Origin of the sequence: Oribacterium parvum ACB1 (assembly GCF_000238055.2) — a bacterium.
Taxonomy (GTDB): Bacteria; Bacillota; Clostridia; order Lachnospirales; family Lachnospiraceae; genus Oribacterium; species Oribacterium parvum.
The window spans coordinates 1,213,525-1,229,259 of the sequence record NZ_KE148312.1 but is presented as its reverse complement, the minus strand read 5'-3'; the positions used below and the strand labels follow the sequence as shown (position 1 = coordinate 1,229,259).

The following is a 15,735-nucleotide window of genomic DNA, read 5'->3' as shown; positions in this document are numbered from 1 at the left end:
AACTGTTTTAACGCTTGCAGAAGAAGGGGAATTCAAGTTATAGTGTAGGAAAGCAATAATAATTGAATTTTTTAGAAGGGAGGTATTTCCTATGCTTGCATTAAATGGTTATTATGACGGAAAACAGATACAAACTTTTGAACAAGTTCATGCCAAAAAAAATCAAAAACTTATCATTACTGTATTAGACGAGTTCATCGAGGAAAAGCCTCTAAAGGCTTCTACATCCGCAAGAGGCTCCTTATCTAAATATGCTAATACAAATTTATGGAATAAGGAAAATAATGCATGGAACGAAATGGTAGGAAAAAAATATGGTTCTACTTGATGCAAATGCAGTATTGAGATACATTTTAAACGACCATATCGATATGGCTTCCGAAGTCTCAGAGCTAATTAGTAATGGTAAAGCCTTTGTTCCCATTTTTGTTTTAGCCGAAGTTGTTTATGTATTGACCGGGGTCTATCAAGTTAACAAATCTTCTTTAAAAGAATCCTTGCTTACCTTCCTTTTAGAAGTAAATGTTGATGACAGAGATGTTTTAGAGCTTGGCATTCAATGCTTTGCTGAAAAAAATTTAGACTTTGTAGACTGCATTTTATATGCATATAAATTTTATAAAAAATACGATGTTTTCTCTTTTGATCGGAAACTAAACAAACTATTAGATACTGTTTCCTTTAATGAATGACTCCTTATTGCATAACTTTCTCATCTCGTAGCCTTTGCTGCGGGATTTTTCTTGTACTTGCAAAAATGCAATTTTTTCAGTAAAATCTAAGGGACTTTGTATACAAAGAGGATTGTGTAGTCAAGGGGATTACTATGGATGAAATCGAGCTGAGAGCTCACGGAAAGATAAATCTTTCTTTGGATGTGTTGGGACGAAGGAATGACGGCTATCATGAAGTAAAGATGATTATGCACACAGTTGCCCTTCATGACGGTATTTTTATAAAAAAAGAGAGAGAAAGAGGAATCCGGATGGAATGTAATCTCCCCTCTCTCCCCACAAATGAAGAGAATCTCATGGTTAGAGCCGCAAAGGCTATTATGGATGAGTTCTCCATCGAAGAAGGATTAAGCTTACGGCTCATGAAACGTCTTCCTGTTGCTGCCGGTATGGCCGGAGGCTCTGCTGATGCTGCTGCGGTGTTTCACGGGATAAATCAACTCTTCCATCTGAACTTAAGTACAGAGGAACTGGAAAAGCGTGCTGTAAAGCTCGGTGCCGATATTCCATTCTGCCTGCATAAAGGTTGTTCTCTTTCGGAGGGAATTGGAGAAAAGCTCTGTAAACTTCCCACTCTTCCACCCTGCACCATCCTTTTGGTAAAACCTGCATTTTCCCTATCTACAAAGTTGATTTATGAGAATCTTCACTTGAAAAATATCACTGACGCAGAACATCCCGATGTGGACAGAATGATAAAGGAATTGGAAAGTGGATCTTTGGAAGATATTTGTGCGCTTGGCGGCAATCTCTTGGAGAAAGTCAGTATTTCTCTCAGGCCGGAAATTCAAGTATTGAAGGACTTTTTTATAAAGGAGGGCGCGCTGCTTTCCCTTATGAGCGGATCCGGTCCAACCGTTTTCGGTATTTTCCCGGAAAAAGAAAAGGAAAAAGCGAAAATGATACTTCAAAGCCTTCGTAGTGGAGAACATAAAGATCTAATTGAGAATGCCTGGATTACAGAGGCTTATGCTTAATTAAGACAAAGAGAGTTTCCACTTTATGGCATACATATAATAGATAGATAAAAAAACTCCCTATTAGCGCATCAGACATAACTGCAATACCCCATTCAATATAGGAAATGTTTTTAAAGGAGGATAGTATGGGTAGCGATTTCACAATCAATATGAACGAATATCTCCCGCTTCGGGACTTGGTTTTTAACACACTTCGGCAGGCAATCCTAAAGGGGGAGTTGAAACCGGGCGAAAGGCTCATGGAGATTCAGCTTGCAGAAAAGCTCGGGGTGTCCAGAACTCCCATTCGCGAAGCGATTCGTAAGCTGGAACTGGAGGGGCTGGTACTCATGATTCCTCGGCGTGGAGCTGAAGTCGCAAAAATCTCCCATAAGTCCCTACAGGATGTTTTAGAGGTACGCGGTGCACTGGAAGAACTCGCTACAGACCTTGCCTGCCAGCGCATCACCGAAGAGCAGTTACTGGCGCTTCAAGAGGCGGAAAAACATTTTAAAAAAATCGTGGAGACCGGTACGGAGATGGAGATTGCCGAAGCCGATGAAGCTTATCACGATATCATTTATACCGCTACCGGAAACAAGCGTTTAATTCAGATGATTAACAACCTCCGGGAGCAAATGTATCGTTACCGCTTGGAGTATATTAAGGACGAAGCGCAGCGCGGAACTCTGATTAGCGAGCACGAAAAGATTCTGGAAGCCATCCGCATTCGAGACATCATTCGTGCAAAGGCCTTGATGAAGGAGCATATTGATAATCAGGAAATTACCGTATCCAAGAATCTGAACGAAGCGGAGGAGCGCAGTAGACAATCTGCAAAAAAACGTTAAATCAAGAAATACAGAATTGTTTGAAAAGTAAGAAATATAATCCTTCTCTGAACAAAGAATTTTAACAATTGTATTCTATAATGGATAAGTCTCTAAAGGCTTTTCCAGGAAGGAGCACAAAATGAAGAAAATTGTATTATTGATAGGAGTAGTCGGTTTACTTGGTCTGATGGCTTGCGCGAAGAAAGCCACTACGGAAACGACAAAAGCTGCCGAAGTCTCAACGGAAATCACATCGGGGGATGAAGGCGAAAAAAAGGATACAGAGTCTAAGGACGGTACGGAAAAAGCAAGTGAAGTAGAGAATGAAGCAAAAGGAAAGGAATCCGGCAAGAAAGAAAAGAAGGATTTAACCGTAATCAACGGAACCATTACCGATGCCGCCATGTTTAGTGTAAGCATCCAAGGAAATGACGGAAAAGATTACGAGCTGACAAAGACCGAGAAAAGTGATCTTTCCGGACTCTCACAGGGTATTGAAATCGGCACCAAGGTTGAAGTAACCTTCGATAAGGATATGAACATCATCTCCATGGTTGATCCGGGGAAATAAAGATATGACTTTTCATCAGAAAAGTCATTTTGTATTCATAACACCTACTCCATTATCCGGATAAAGCGTTTGGAGACGTCGGCACTTGCAGAGAGCAAGCTATGTGAAGCTCGATGCTTAGTGCTGCTACGTCGGAACCGAGCGCGAGCGTCTTTAGACGGGTAATGGAGTGGGGTGTTTATTGATTATACAAAACGACTTCTCCCCTCCTCCTGCTTTCTTCAACAAGAATCAACCTTTGGTTCTTAGACCCCCGGAAGAGGAGCGTGATATCTTTTTCCGCTTCTATAAAGCGTCCGTCCACAAGGACGGTAAGGTATGAAAAGAGCTCTTCGAGTTCTTTTTTTTCTTCCCCTTTTCTGGAAAGAAGCTCCTCGTAGGTATAGCCGGAATAGCACCAGATGTCCTTTTTCGGGAGCCTTTCCCTTAGTTTCCGAAGAAGTGGCAAAAGGGCACGAAGATTCGCAGGATATAGAGGCTCTCCGCCAAGTAGACTCAAGCCCTGAATCTCCGCCTTGGAAACAGCCTTAAGAATCTTCTCCTCCACTTCCTCCGTATACTTTTCTCCATATTCATAATTCCAGGCAATCTCGTTAAAACAGCCCGGACAGGCATGAGGACAGCCGGAGACAAAGAGACTGACTCTTATCCCCGGCCCGTTTGCCACATCGAAATATTTCACTTCTGCATAATGCATGGTTTTCTTCCCCTAAAAGATAAAAACATCCACAATGATGTGTATATTGAAATAAGGGGTAATCTGAGCCCGTGGGTACTTGCGAAAAACAAATGAAATGCAGTTTTTCGCTTAGTATCCCCTACGTGGCGAGGTTAGCGAGAGCGTGCCCCTGTTTCAATATACACATCATGTGGAAGCATAATTTTATGCGCAGAAATAAAGTCTACAGGTGCAACACCCGATCCTTTATCTCCTGTGTTCTCCCCTGATTCCAAAACTGCGTTCCGATATAACCGCAGGTTCTTCTTGCCACGGAAAGCTGTTCCTGATTCGTATTTCCGCAGTTCGGGCAGCGCCACTGGAGCTTGCCGTAGCTGTCTTCGATAATCTGAATCTCTCCGTCAAAGCCGCAGGCACAGCAGTAATCGGACTTGGTATTCAGCTCCGCATACATGATGTTCTCATAGATAAACTTCATGAGGCTCAGTACCGCCGGAATGTTGTTTTGGAGATTCGGTACCTCCACATAGCTGATTGCGCCGCCCGGAGAAAGCTTCTGGAAATCCGCCTCAAAGGAAAGCTTCGAGAAGGCATCGATTTTCTCCGAAACGTGTACATGGTAGGAGTTCGTAATATAGTTCTTGTCCGTCACCCCGGGAATCTCCCCGAAGCGCTTCTTTAAAGCCTTTGCAAACTTATAAGTAGTGGATTCCATAGGAGTACCGTATACGGAGTAGCTGATATTCTCTGCCGCTCTCCAGGTCTTGCAGGCCTCATTCAGCTTTTCCATAACCTTTAAAGAGAACTCTCTTCCCTGCTCTGTCGTATGAGAAACACCGAGCATACGGACACACATCTCGTAAAGCCCTGCATAGCCGAGAGAAATGGTGCTGTAGTTGTTAAAGAGGAGCTTATCGATGGTCTCTCCCTTCTTCAGTCTTGCGAGTGCGCCGTACTGCCAAAGAATCGGTGCCACATCGGAAACCGTGCCGAGGAGTCTCTCATGACGAAGACGAAGTGCCTTATGGCAAAGCGCGAGGCGCTCATCCAAAATCTCCCAGAACTTCTCCATATCGCCCTCGGAAGAGCAAGCCACATCCACTAAATTGATGGTTACTACACCCTGATTAAAACGACCGTAGTACTTATGCTTTCCGTTTTCTCCGAGTCCTTCTTTGTCTTCCGTAAGGAAGGAACGGCAACCCATACAAGGATATACGTCTCCTCCCTTATACTCCTTCATCTTCTTTGCGGAAATGTAGTCGGGCACCATCCTCTTTGCCGTGCACTTTGCGGAAAGTTCGGTCAAATAATAGTAAGGAGAGTTTTCAAAAATATTGTCCTCATCCAAAACGTAAATGAGCTTCGGGAAAGCAGGGGTAATCCATACGCCCTTTTCATTTTTCACCCCCTGCATTCTCTGTCGAAGCACCTCTTCAATAATCAGGGCAAGGTCATCCCGTACCGGTCCCTTCTCCACTTCATCAAGGTACATAAACATCGTCACAAAGGGAGCCTGTCCATTACAGGTCATAAGGGTAATCAGCTGATACTGGATAGTCTGGATACCGCTCTTGATTTCTTCTCGTAAGCGGCGGTTCACGATTTTAGTGATGATTTCCTCATCCATGCTTTCACCGGTTTCTTTTCTCTCCTCGATGACAGCTTCTCTTATCTTCTGTCTGGAAATGTCCACAAAGGGCGCTAAGTGGGAAAGCGTAAAGGACTGTCCGCCGTACTGATTGGAAGCCACCTGTGCCACAATCTGTGTGGTTACATTGCAGGCAGTAAAGAAGCTGTGCGGCTTCTCAATCATCGTTTCGGAAATCACGGTTCCGTTCTGAAGCATATCCTCCAAGTTAATAAGGTCACAGTTATGCTCCTTCTGCGCATAGTAATCGGAATCATGAAAATGGATCATGCCTTCCTCATGGGCATGCACAATATCTTCCGGAAGTAAGAGTCTCCTGGTTAAATCCTTGGAAACCTCTCCCGCCATATAGTCTCTCTGTGTGGAGTTGATAACCGGGTTCTTGTTGGAGTTTTCCTGCTTTAACTCTTCATTGGCCTGATCAATGAGTGCCAAGATATCGTCGTCCGTGGAGTTCGCCTTTCTCGCCATCTCTCTCTTATAACGATAACGAACATACTTCTGCGCCACCTCATAGCCGCGCATCTCCATGATGGCGGTCTCTACCATATCCTGAATCTCTTCAACATTTACAGCATAGCTTTTCGCCTGAATCTTCTTGACCACAGACTCTGCAGCTGCCTGAATCTGGAAGCTGTTTAACTGAAAGATGGGATCTACCTCATGATTGGCCTTCTCAATAGCATGAACAATCTTTGAGACATCAAACTTTACTTCTTTTCCATTCCGCTTAATGACATTCTTCATGAGTAAAACTTCCGTTTCCATATTTCCCCCTATCCGTGAAAAAAAGCCGGAAAAGACAATCTTTCCAGGCTTTATGAATCCTTAAACTTGTATGTATAACTTAGCCTTGTTTTCAAAAATGAACATGATATTGTTTTGAATTTTTGATTCTGCACTACATATTGTGTTTTCGCTCCTTATCATACGACAAAAGCTCTATTTTGAAAAGGGGAAATCCTATAAAAATAAATACAAAAAAAGAGGAAAATTTTATACACTTTTCCTCTTTCAAAATAAAACTCTGCATCCCTTAAAGGATCGTCTTTAAGAACTCAAAAAAGGACTGTAAAAAAAACACAATAATAAATATTTTTGGGCAATATAGGTCTGAATGCGGGGGTAGTCTGAGCCCGATACTTGCGAAAAACAAGAGAAACGCAGTTTTTCGCTTAGTATCCGTTACGAGGCGAAGCTAGCGAGAGCGTGCCCCCATTTCAGACCTATATTGCTCAAGAATTAATTTGATTTTTTACAGCCCTGATAAAATTTACTTAAAGAAATTAACCGGATTATAGCTCTTTTCATTTCGTATTGTTGTGCTTTCCTCATGCCCCGGAAAAACCAAGGTATCATCCGGAAGCAGAAAGAGCTTTTCTCGTATACTTTTGATAATGTCCTTCTCGCTTCCGCTAAATAAATCCGTTCTTCCGTAGGACTCCAAAAAGAGCGTATCGCCACTGAAAAGATAGGGAATTTCTCCTGCCAAAAAGTAGCAGACAGAGCCCTTAGTGTGTCCCGGACTTGTGATGACTTTCCATTTCCTTCCAAGAAATTCCAGTTCCTCCCCGTCATGAAGAGGAATGAATTCCTTAATCTCCACACTGTCCTCCGGATCTCTTCCGGAAAGATTCAGTTCTCCGTCTCCGAGCATTTCCCGCTCTTCTTTAGCTGCATATAACGGGATCTTGTACTTCTCTCTAAGTGCCGGTACCGCCAAAATATGATCGAAATGCCCGTGGGTGAGCAGAATCGCTTCCGGCTTTAAGCCCTCCTCTTCTATGAAGGAAATGATTCTTTCCTCCTCCGCACCGGGATCAATCACAACCGCTTCCTTCGTATCCTTGTCATAAACAATATAGCAGTTTGTCCCAACGATTCCCACTAAGATTCGTTTTACTTGCAACATTTACCCCTTACCTCTCTCTATTTCATAAACACCCTGAATCTTTCTGAGCTTTCCTATGATTGTATTCAAAACCTCCCTGTTCGGCACCTCAAAGGACAGAAGAATCGTTACCTTTCCGTTCTTTGCGGAGTGGGTATTCATCCCCTGTATCGCAATATTGTCATCCGCTAAAACCTTGGAAATGTCTACAATTAAGCCGATTCTGTTGTTGGTAAAAAGCTGTAATTCCGTAGAATAGCTCTCTCCGTTTCCGGGGTTATTATCCCACTCCACCTCAATTCGGCGTGCCTTCTCATCCTCAGATAAATCCATGATGTTAATGCAGTCGGTACGGTGAACCGTGATTCCTCGTCCTCTTGTCACAAAGCCGACCACCTCGTCTCCCGGTACAGGGTTGCAGCATCTTGCATAGCGTACCGCAAGGTCATGAATCCCCTTTACAATGATACCGGACTTGGACTTTCGGATTACCTCCGGCTTCTTTGTCAGATCTTCAATATTCTTTAAAACCGTCTTATCATCAATACTCTTGTCTTCCGCCTTGTGCTTTGCATCGAGAAGCTTCGAAATAACCTGTGACTCTTTGATACCGCCTCGTCCCACTGCCGCAAGCACGCTGTCCCAGTCTCTATAGCTGTATCTGCGCAAAACTGCCGCAATATACTCGGGCTTGGTCAACTCCGGGAGGGAAAGCCCCTTAGCCTTCACATATTTATCCAAAAGGTCCTTACCGCGATCCTGATTCTCATCCTTCTGCTCGTGTCTGAACCATTGGTTAATCTTATTTTTCGCCTGGGTGGACTTTACAATTTTCAGCCAATCTCTGGATGGTCCCCTGGAGTTTTGGCTGGTGATGATGTCTACCCGGTCTCCATTTTGTAATTGGTACTCTATCGGAACAAGCTTATCGTTGACCTTTGCCCCCACCATCTTATTTCCCACGGCAGAGTGGATGGAATAAGCAAAGTCAATCGGCGTAGAGCCCTGCGGCAGGTTTTTGACATCTCCCGTCGGTGTAAAGCAGTAAACATTTTCATTGAAGAGAGAGAGGTCGGACTTCACCATGTTCATAAATTCCTTGGAATCCGACTCGTCTTTTTGCCACTCTAAAATCTCATGCAGCCACTTCATCTTGGACATCTCCGTCTCCGTGGCTTTCTCGTTGGATCCGCCCTGCTCCTTGTACTTCCAATGCGCCGCAATACCGAACTCTGCGGTTCTGTGCATCTCATAGGTACGAATCTGTATCTCAAAGGGCACTCCGTCTCTTCCGATAACAGTGGTATGAAGAGACTGATACATATTGGGCTTGGGCATCGCGATATAGTCTTTGAAACGGCCCGGAATCGGAGTGTACATCTTGTGAATTACCCCCAGCACCGCATAGCAGTCCCGCACCGTCTCCACAATGATACGAATCGCAAAAAGATCATAGATCTGGTCTATGGTCTTGTTCTGATTCACCATCTTCTTGTATATCGAGAAGAAATGCTTGATTCTTCCCTTAATATTCGCTTCAATACCGCTTTCTTCTATATGTTCCCGCACCTCTTCCACGATGGAGTTGATCCGGTCTTCTCTTGCCTCTCTCTTAAAGTGCACCTTATCCGCAAGGTCATAATAAACTTCCGGCTCCAGGTACTTTAAAGAAAGATCGTCCATCTCAATCTTAATCTTACTGATACCGAGTCGATCCGCAAGAGGGGAGTATATCTCCAAAGACTCTCTCGCCTTCTCCTTTCGCTTTTCCGGACTCTGGTATTCCAGCGTTCTTAAGTTATGCAAACGGTCCGCAAGTTTTATGATAATCACACGGATGTCCTTTGCCATGGAGACGAACATTTTCCGCAGATTCTCCGCCTGCATCTCCACCTTGTCGGAATTCAGATTCAACTGTGTCAGCTTGGTTACACCGTCCACAAGACTTGCCACATCCGGATTGAATTCCGCCTCCAGGTCCTTTAAGGTCATACCGGTGTCTTCCACCACATCGTGAAGAAGCCCTGCCGCAATCGTTTCCTTATCCATTTCCAAGTCGGCAAGGATGATGGCTACGCAGAGGGGATGAATAATATATGGCTCCCCTGATTTTCTCTTCTGGTCCTTATGTTGCTCCTTCGCCACTTCGTATGCCTTCGTAATCATGGAAAGGTCTTCGGAAGGGTGGTAGGAACGCACATTTTCAAGAAGCATCTGCAAGAGCTCTTCAGGTGGAGTATTGTCCTTAGGTCTTTCTAAGGGTCGGTCTTCCTTCTTGTCTAAAAGCATAATGACTCCATTCTTTGATATAGGAGTATTTTACTCTGTTCCTTAAGCCTTGTCAAAATGAGTCTATTTCACTCGTATTTTAAGTAGATAGCCATCCCTATCCTTTTCCTAAGGATAAGTTTTCAAAATATCGCAGTTCTTTTTTCTTTTTTAAGCTTCCAGTCACAATTCTGTCATATCTTCTTTTTATGCTTAGAGCAAAGGTATATTTTTGTGAATCTTGTCGATATATAAGAAGACGAGAATGAAAAGTGGGAGGTTTCACTTTTATGAATATTTTGTTCTTCATGACTCCTAAGTGTGATGTAGCTTATGTGGAGGAAGAGGATAGTCTGCGGAACACTCTGGAAAAAATGGAATATCATCGGTATTCTTCTATTCCCGTTTTAACAAAGGACGGAAAGTTCGCCGGAACTCTGACAGAAGGTGATTTGCTCTGGGAGATAAAAAATCAGTTGAAATTAGACCTTCGGGAAGCGGAAAAAATCATGGTAAAGGATATCCCCATGTGTAAGCACTATGAAGCCGTGGATATCAACAGTTCCATGGAAAGCTTGGTACATAGGGCTGTAACTCAAAACTTTGTGCCTGTAGTCGATGACTTGGGGCACTTTATCGGGATGGTAAAGAGGAGGGAAATCATGAACTACCTCTATCGCCATGCAGACTTCCAAAACTTTGGGCATAGCGACATCATGGCTTTCCCCGTGGAGGATTCCTCTCTGACAGGGTAGTTTTCTATCCGAAAGCCCGTGCGCCTCGCGTGTGATACTCATAATACAAGATACCGCACAATTCGCGTGTGACACTTGTTATAAACCATATCGCACGATGCGCGTGCGATACTTGTTAAGAATAAAAGAGAGCATCTAGAATTTCCGGATGCCCTCTTCTTCTTTTTCTCCCGTTTTTTCTATTTTCCGAATCTCAACTGTATAGGATGCGCCGGTTTCGAGTCTCACCTCTACCGTTTCACCCTCTCTCTTCCCGACAATCGCCTTTCCCAGCGGGGAAATATTGGAGATTTTCCCCTCCAAGGACTGTCCGCGTATAGAAGTCACGAGTCGATAGACTTCCTCTTCTCCTTCCTCAGGAAAGAACAGGGTCACCGTATCATTGATTCCAACTTCACCGTCCTTACTCTCCGTAGAAATCACCTTGGCAAACTTCAGAATTCTCTCCAGGTAACGGATGCGGGATTCATTTTGATTCTTCTCCCGCTTTGCGGCATAATATTCAAAATTCTCGGACAAATCCCCCTGCGCTCTTGCTTCTTTTACCGCTTCTATCAGCTTCGGACGCGTCTCCAGCTTTCGCTTTACAATCTCTTCTTCTATTTTTCGGACATCTTCTTTCGTTAATTCTTCAGACATGACCCTATTTTCCTTCGTAGCAGATCAAGGATTCCAATTTATAGCCGGAAAGCTTCTTCCTGCCCTCCAAGCCGGCAAGCTCCATCACAACGGAAATCTTCACTACTTCTCCGCCAAGCATTTCTACAAGCTTACAAGCGGCCTCCAGGGTTCCTCCGGTAGCAATGAGATCATCCACGATAACCACCTTTGTTCCCTTCTTTATGGCGTCCTTATGAATCTCCACCTCCGCCTTTCCGTACTCAAGATCGTAAGCAACGGAAATCGTCTCCCGGGGAAGCTTTCCTTTCTTTCTTACCGGAACAAAACCTTTGTGAAGCTCATAGGCAATTGCCGTTCCGAAGATAAAGCCTCGGCTTTCCAAACCGATGACCAGGTCAAAGTCAATCCCCTCTAACGAACGAATGAGCCCGTCCACAGAATCTTTTAAACCGTCAGGATCCTGAATCAGGGAAGTAATGTCTCTGAAAATGATCCCCTTCTCCGGAAAATCCGGAATAGATAAAACATAATCCGCCAAATGCTCTTTTTTCATACTCTCCTCTTTTCTTAATCTCTTGCCTGAACCTCCAATAACAGACAAGGATTATCTCCTATAAGCCGTTGCCGCGTGATTAAGCAAGAGTCCTTGTGCACAAAGTTCCGTTTCTATTTACGCATTGCGAAACTTTGCCGCATAGCTCTGTATTGCCGCTACCGTCTTCCCGTCCGTAAGCTTCCCTGCATAAATTAATTCCTGCAGGTCCGAAAGTTCCCATTCTTCCAAGAAAATCTCTTCATCGATATCAAAATGTTGTTCGCCCTTTTTCAAATCTCTTGCCACATAGATGCCGATTTTTTCATCCAAAAAGGCAACGGTTGTGTTGACATAGAGTAGGAACTCCCAGTTTTCGCTGCTGTAGCCCGTTTCTTCGGAAAGTTCTCTCTTCGCACAAAGAAGAAAATCCTCATCTTCACTGTCCCTCTTTCCGGCAGGAATCTCCAGGGTAAACCTGCCCAAAGCATGTCTGTACTGCCTGACCATAAGAATCTTCCCGTCGGGAAGAACCGGAAGTACGGCCGAGGCTCCCATATGATGAATAAAATCCCAGTGGGTCTTGTGCCCTCCCACATCCACATAGTCATCATACACTTCCAAAACGGAACCCTTATATTTTAGACTCCGTTCAATCAGCTTTACCGGCTTTTTTTCTTCGATGTCTTCTACATGAAAGTCTTTTTGCTCTTCTCTCATATTGTCCTTCCGTTTCGTGATTTTCCATCTCTTTCAAACTCATCTATTTTACCATGATTATGGACGGATTACCATAAAACGGAATGCCTCTTCTTTTAGATTGGCATTCCGTTTTGCATTTTTTTTTTATTTCTTTTCGTTTTTTTCTCGTTTATTTCTTTTCTAGTTTATATCTTTTCCAGTTCTACATGAGAAACGCCGTAGCCGGCCTTATTGATCCACTCTCGAATCTCCATCTCCGTATGCTCTTCCTTCATCCGGACTTCTGCCGTTTTACTCTTTAAATCAACCTTTCCCCAAACACCGTGTACTGCATTTAAGGCACTCTCCACCTTCTTCTTGCAGTTCTCACAATGCATATCTTCAACAGTAACGACTGCTTTAAAGGGATAGTGACTCAAGTCCTGATCCTCCGCTTTTACTTCATGCACGGAACAGGATCCGCCTCCGCAGCAACCGTTCTTTCCTCTTTTTATGACACTCTGCACCGCAAAATATATGATTACGATTACAAGTCCTATAATGATATAATTTCCCATATCTGCCTCCATAATTAATCGGTTTAACACAACTAACTATGCTAGACTTTTTTCGTCATTTGTCAAGTGCATTCTTTATTTCTCTTTTTTTATTCCTCTTCCTCTTTTTTCTCTTCCGGCTCAATCAAGCGCACTATCGTCTTTCCGATTCTGTGATTCTTGATCTCCGCTACATCAATACTGAGATTATCCGTATCCAGATGGAAGCTCGTTCCGTCCTCCGGAACCTTTCCGAGAATTCCCATGATATATCCGCCGAAGGTATCGGCCGCTTCCAAGTCCAGATTAATCTTAAGTTCCTCATTTACATCCTCTAGATCGGCTGTCCCCAGAATAATCCATTCATTTTCCGTTACCGCTTCAATCGGATCCGGCTCCGGTATCTCATCCTCTTCATGCAAATCTCCTACAAGCGCTTCAATCAGGTCATGGAGAGTCACAATTCCCGTCATTCCGCCATACTCATCCAGTACCACGGCATAGTACTTCCGCTCCTTTTTCATGGTTTCAAACAAATCGGAAACCTTCATGTTTTGAGAAATAAAGAAGGGGCGTTCCACCGCATTTTTCATTACGTTGGGGCGGCTTAAGTCATTTAAACGGAAATAGTCTTTGGTGTTCAGGATTCCGATAATGTCGTCATCGTCTTCTCCGCAGATTGGATAACAGGCATAGCGGTGCTCATGTATGGTTCTCCTCCACTGCCTATCCGTATCCTCTATATAAAGCATTGCCACATCCGTTCTATGGGTGCAGACTTCCTCCACTATCAAATCCTTAAATTCAAAGACATTCTGGATAAATTCGTTTTCCGAGGATTCAATGGTTCCTTTCTCCATCCCTTCGTCTACCATCAAAAGTATATCCTCTTCAGAAATGCGTGTTGCATCCTCATCCGGGTCAATACCGATCAAACGAAGAATGGCGTTGGTCGATGCGGAAAGAAGAAAGACCAAAGGTGTACTGATAAGAGAAACAAAGCCGAGTATCGACGCAATATTCAGAGCAATTGCTTCTGTATGTACCTGCGCAAGCCTCTTCGGTACCAGTTCTCCAAAAACAATACTGATGTAAGATAATACAAGGGTAATCAGGACAATAGAAATAGGATGAATCACACCTATGCTGAAAGAGGGAAGGAAGCGGAGCGCCAAAGCATCCAACAAGCCTGCAAAACTCTCCGCCGCAAAGGCACTCGAGAGAAATCCCGCCATGGTGATCGCCACCTGTATGGTCGACAAAAAGCGAGAGGGCTCCTCCGTAAATTGCAAAAGCTTCTTTGCTTTTTTATTTCCCTCTTCGCTCAGTTTCTTTACTTTTGCTTCTCCTACCTGTAGTACCGCGATTTCCGCACAGGAAAAAAATCCATTGACCAAAATCAATACAAATAAGAGTACAACTCTTCCCAGCATAATGCTTTTTTAATCCTCCTTTATGCAACGAGAAAAAGGCATAGCAGCAATCCACTATACCTTCTTCTTGATCCTCAATATAAAAATACTTCTTTTTTCTTACTTAGAGTAGGGTTTTGCGTATTCCCGTCCCCGTCGTCCTCCATGACTGTTCCTTTCCAAAGCTGTATATCATGAATCTTTTTACTTCTTTAACTTTTCTCCGCAAAGGAACATCATTTCTCTATGCTCCCGGCAGGAAATATTATCGGAATTATACGGAAACTTCCTTGTTTTGTCAAATTCTACGCTTTTTTCAGCCATGTGAACTTCAAAAATCACTCTTTAATCGATTACGGAATTATATCTGGAAGTCACATCCGAACCGCATTCTGCAAGATGCTCCAATGAACCGTCTGCAGTTCTTAAAATCAACTTCTCCGCTTCAGAGTATTCTCTCTGCTCCTCTACGCGAGAAATCAGCGCCTGAGTCTGTACCTTAAAGTTTACTACCGCATCATAGAACAGACCAAGCTGTGTACTTTGGTATGTTTCAAAGCCTTCCTTTTCCTGTTCCGCTTTATCTTTGTAGTTTGTTGCAAACTCAGCCAAAATGGAAGAATACTCCTCATACTTAGGCTTAATGTCCGTTACATCCAGAGAAAGAATATTTTCATCCGAAACACTTTCCTGCGTATAGATAACATTCATAATCTCGGACTTCAGTACTGTGAGCTTCAGCATCTGATAGCGAATCGTGTAGCCCTCTTTTTCCAAACGCTCCAGATCCTTTTTCTGCTGCTCTTTCAGGATGTCTCTTAAGCTGTTCAAGAAAGGAACACGCAAATCATCATAGCTGTTTACGGCAGGAACAAAACGAGTATGAATTTCCTCTCCCTTTGCATAATTATCGTCCAGATAGCTCTTCTGCTTTCCGTAGTCCGCCGCTTCATCCAAAACCTGCATCAGGTTTCTCAATGCGGGAATCAATTCCATAGCTGCATTATCTACATCCGGATAGGCCGTGCCGAGATCCGCCTGAGACTCCACGGTATCCAGAAAATCATAATTTGTAGAAGAAAAACCGTTCGCGATATAATATCCGTTCTCCACCGGATGAAAATCGGATGACGCCTCCACGCCGGCAAAGTATCGGTCCAAGGCACTTTCCACATCTCCGGTCATAAAGTTACTCAAATCAACATAATTGTTGTAGGCTTCCAAGTCACTCACCGGAGTATCGTCTTCATAGGATTTTTTATTACCCTGCATTGCCCCCAGAAGATTGTTTAAAGCGGATTTCTTTCCCTCCGCTGCAGTTTCCTTCTCTTCGTTTCCCTTCTTAAATGCATTCTGTGCTTCCTTTAACTCTCCGCAAGCCGAAAGACTCAGTACAAGCACAAGTGCGGTCATTCCTAAAGTTATTTTCTTCACTTCTTCTCTCCCTTTTTTGTAAATGGGCTTTCGGATACTCCACTTTCCCATTCCCCTTATTGTTCTTAATTTTTTCATAATAGTGATGAAATTTCACAATCATCGTTGCCGTACGATATCTTATCATTGGCTGTCCCTTACGTCAAACAGAACAGAG

At 43.6% G+C, this 15,735-nt stretch carries 16 protein-coding genes; 6 read left to right on the top strand and 10 right to left on the bottom strand.

The window, feature by feature from the left end; all coding sequences use genetic code 11:
* Positions 1-91: 91 nt before the first annotated feature.
* The 5 genes from HMPREF9625_RS05595 (at position 92) to HMPREF9625_RS05575 (ending at position 3,097) form a co-directional block, all read left to right on the top strand.
* Complete coding sequence (locus HMPREF9625_RS05595) at positions 92-328, top strand: hypothetical protein (protein ID WP_009534887.1); 237 nt, start codon at positions 92-94, stop codon at positions 326-328.
* On the top strand, positions 315-692 hold the full coding sequence (locus HMPREF9625_RS05590; protein ID WP_009534888.1) for a type II toxin-antitoxin system VapC family toxin: 378 nt from the start codon (positions 315-317) through the stop codon (positions 690-692). Before HMPREF9625_RS05595 ends, HMPREF9625_RS05590 begins: the two co-directional genes overlap by 14 nt.
* A 134-nt stretch (positions 693-826) precedes the next feature.
* Positions 827-1,711 (top strand): 4-(cytidine 5'-diphospho)-2-C-methyl-D-erythritol kinase, encoded by an 885-nt coding sequence (ispE, locus tag HMPREF9625_RS05585; RefSeq protein ID WP_009538427.1) that lies wholly within the window; start codon positions 827-829, stop codon positions 1,709-1,711.
* Positions 1,712-1,839: 128 nt separating this feature from the next.
* Positions 1,840-2,544 (top strand): GntR family transcriptional regulator, encoded by a 705-nt coding sequence (locus HMPREF9625_RS05580; protein WP_009534890.1) that lies wholly within the window; start codon positions 1,840-1,842, stop codon positions 2,542-2,544.
* Between the two features lie 121 nt (positions 2,545-2,665).
* On the top strand, positions 2,666-3,097 hold the full coding sequence (locus HMPREF9625_RS05575) for a hypothetical protein (protein WP_009534891.1): 432 nt from the start codon (positions 2,666-2,668) through the stop codon (positions 3,095-3,097).
* A 178-nt stretch (positions 3,098-3,275) separates the two neighbouring features.
* On the opposite strand, the gene nrdG is transcribed toward HMPREF9625_RS05575, so the two are convergent.
* From nrdG to HMPREF9625_RS05555, 4 genes are all read right to left on the bottom strand, one after another.
* Positions 3,276-3,794, bottom strand: a complete 519-nt coding sequence (gene nrdG, locus HMPREF9625_RS05570) for an anaerobic ribonucleoside-triphosphate reductase activating protein (RefSeq protein ID WP_009534892.1) — start codon at positions 3,792-3,794, stop codon at positions 3,276-3,278.
* Positions 3,795-3,999: 205 nt separating this feature from the next.
* Positions 4,000-6,195: an anaerobic ribonucleoside-triphosphate reductase gene (gene nrdD / locus HMPREF9625_RS05565; RefSeq protein WP_009534893.1), complete on the bottom strand. Its 2,196-nt coding sequence runs from the start codon at positions 6,193-6,195 to the stop codon at positions 4,000-4,002.
* Positions 6,196-6,700: 505 nt separating this feature from the next.
* Positions 6,701-7,339, bottom strand: a complete 639-nt coding sequence (locus HMPREF9625_RS05560; RefSeq protein WP_009534894.1) for an MBL fold metallo-hydrolase — start codon at positions 7,337-7,339, stop codon at positions 6,701-6,703.
* Entirely contained in the window at positions 7,340-9,607 is a 2,268-nt protein-coding gene (locus tag HMPREF9625_RS05555; protein WP_009534895.1) for a RelA/SpoT family protein, read from the bottom strand.
* A gap of 269 nt (positions 9,608-9,876) precedes the next feature.
* Here HMPREF9625_RS05555 and HMPREF9625_RS05550 point away from each other — a divergent pair, with 269 nt between their 5' ends.
* Complete coding sequence (locus tag HMPREF9625_RS05550) at positions 9,877-10,341, top strand: CBS domain-containing protein (RefSeq protein ID WP_009534896.1); 465 nt, start codon at positions 9,877-9,879, stop codon at positions 10,339-10,341.
* 135 nt (positions 10,342-10,476) lie between these two features.
* On the opposite strand, the gene greA is transcribed toward HMPREF9625_RS05550, so the two are convergent.
* The 6 genes from greA to HMPREF9625_RS05520 form a co-directional block, all read right to left on the bottom strand.
* Positions 10,477-10,980 (bottom strand): transcription elongation factor GreA, encoded by a 504-nt coding sequence (gene greA / locus HMPREF9625_RS05545; protein WP_009534897.1) that lies wholly within the window; start codon positions 10,978-10,980, stop codon positions 10,477-10,479.
* Between the two features lie 4 nt (positions 10,981-10,984).
* Positions 10,985-11,515 carry an adenine phosphoribosyltransferase gene (locus HMPREF9625_RS05540; RefSeq protein WP_009534898.1) on the bottom strand — a complete coding sequence of 177 codons (531 nt, stop codon included), beginning with the start codon at positions 11,513-11,515 and terminating at the stop codon, positions 10,985-10,987.
* Positions 11,516-11,632: 117 nt separating this feature from the next.
* Complete coding sequence (locus HMPREF9625_RS05535; protein ID WP_009534899.1) at positions 11,633-12,214, bottom strand: NUDIX domain-containing protein; 582 nt, start codon at positions 12,212-12,214, stop codon at positions 11,633-11,635.
* Positions 12,215-12,381: 167 nt separating this feature from the next.
* Complete coding sequence (locus HMPREF9625_RS05530) at positions 12,382-12,753, bottom strand: heavy-metal-associated domain-containing protein (RefSeq protein ID WP_009534900.1); 372 nt, start codon at positions 12,751-12,753, stop codon at positions 12,382-12,384.
* 89 nt (positions 12,754-12,842) lie between these two features.
* Positions 12,843-14,165 (bottom strand): hemolysin family protein, encoded by a 1,323-nt coding sequence (locus HMPREF9625_RS05525; RefSeq protein ID WP_009534901.1) that lies wholly within the window; start codon positions 14,163-14,165, stop codon positions 12,843-12,845.
* A gap of 324 nt (positions 14,166-14,489) precedes the next feature.
* On the bottom strand, positions 14,490-15,578 hold the full coding sequence (locus HMPREF9625_RS05520) for a DUF3829 domain-containing protein (RefSeq protein WP_009534902.1): 1,089 nt from the start codon (positions 15,576-15,578) through the stop codon (positions 14,490-14,492).
* Positions 15,579-15,735 lie beyond the last annotated feature (157 nt).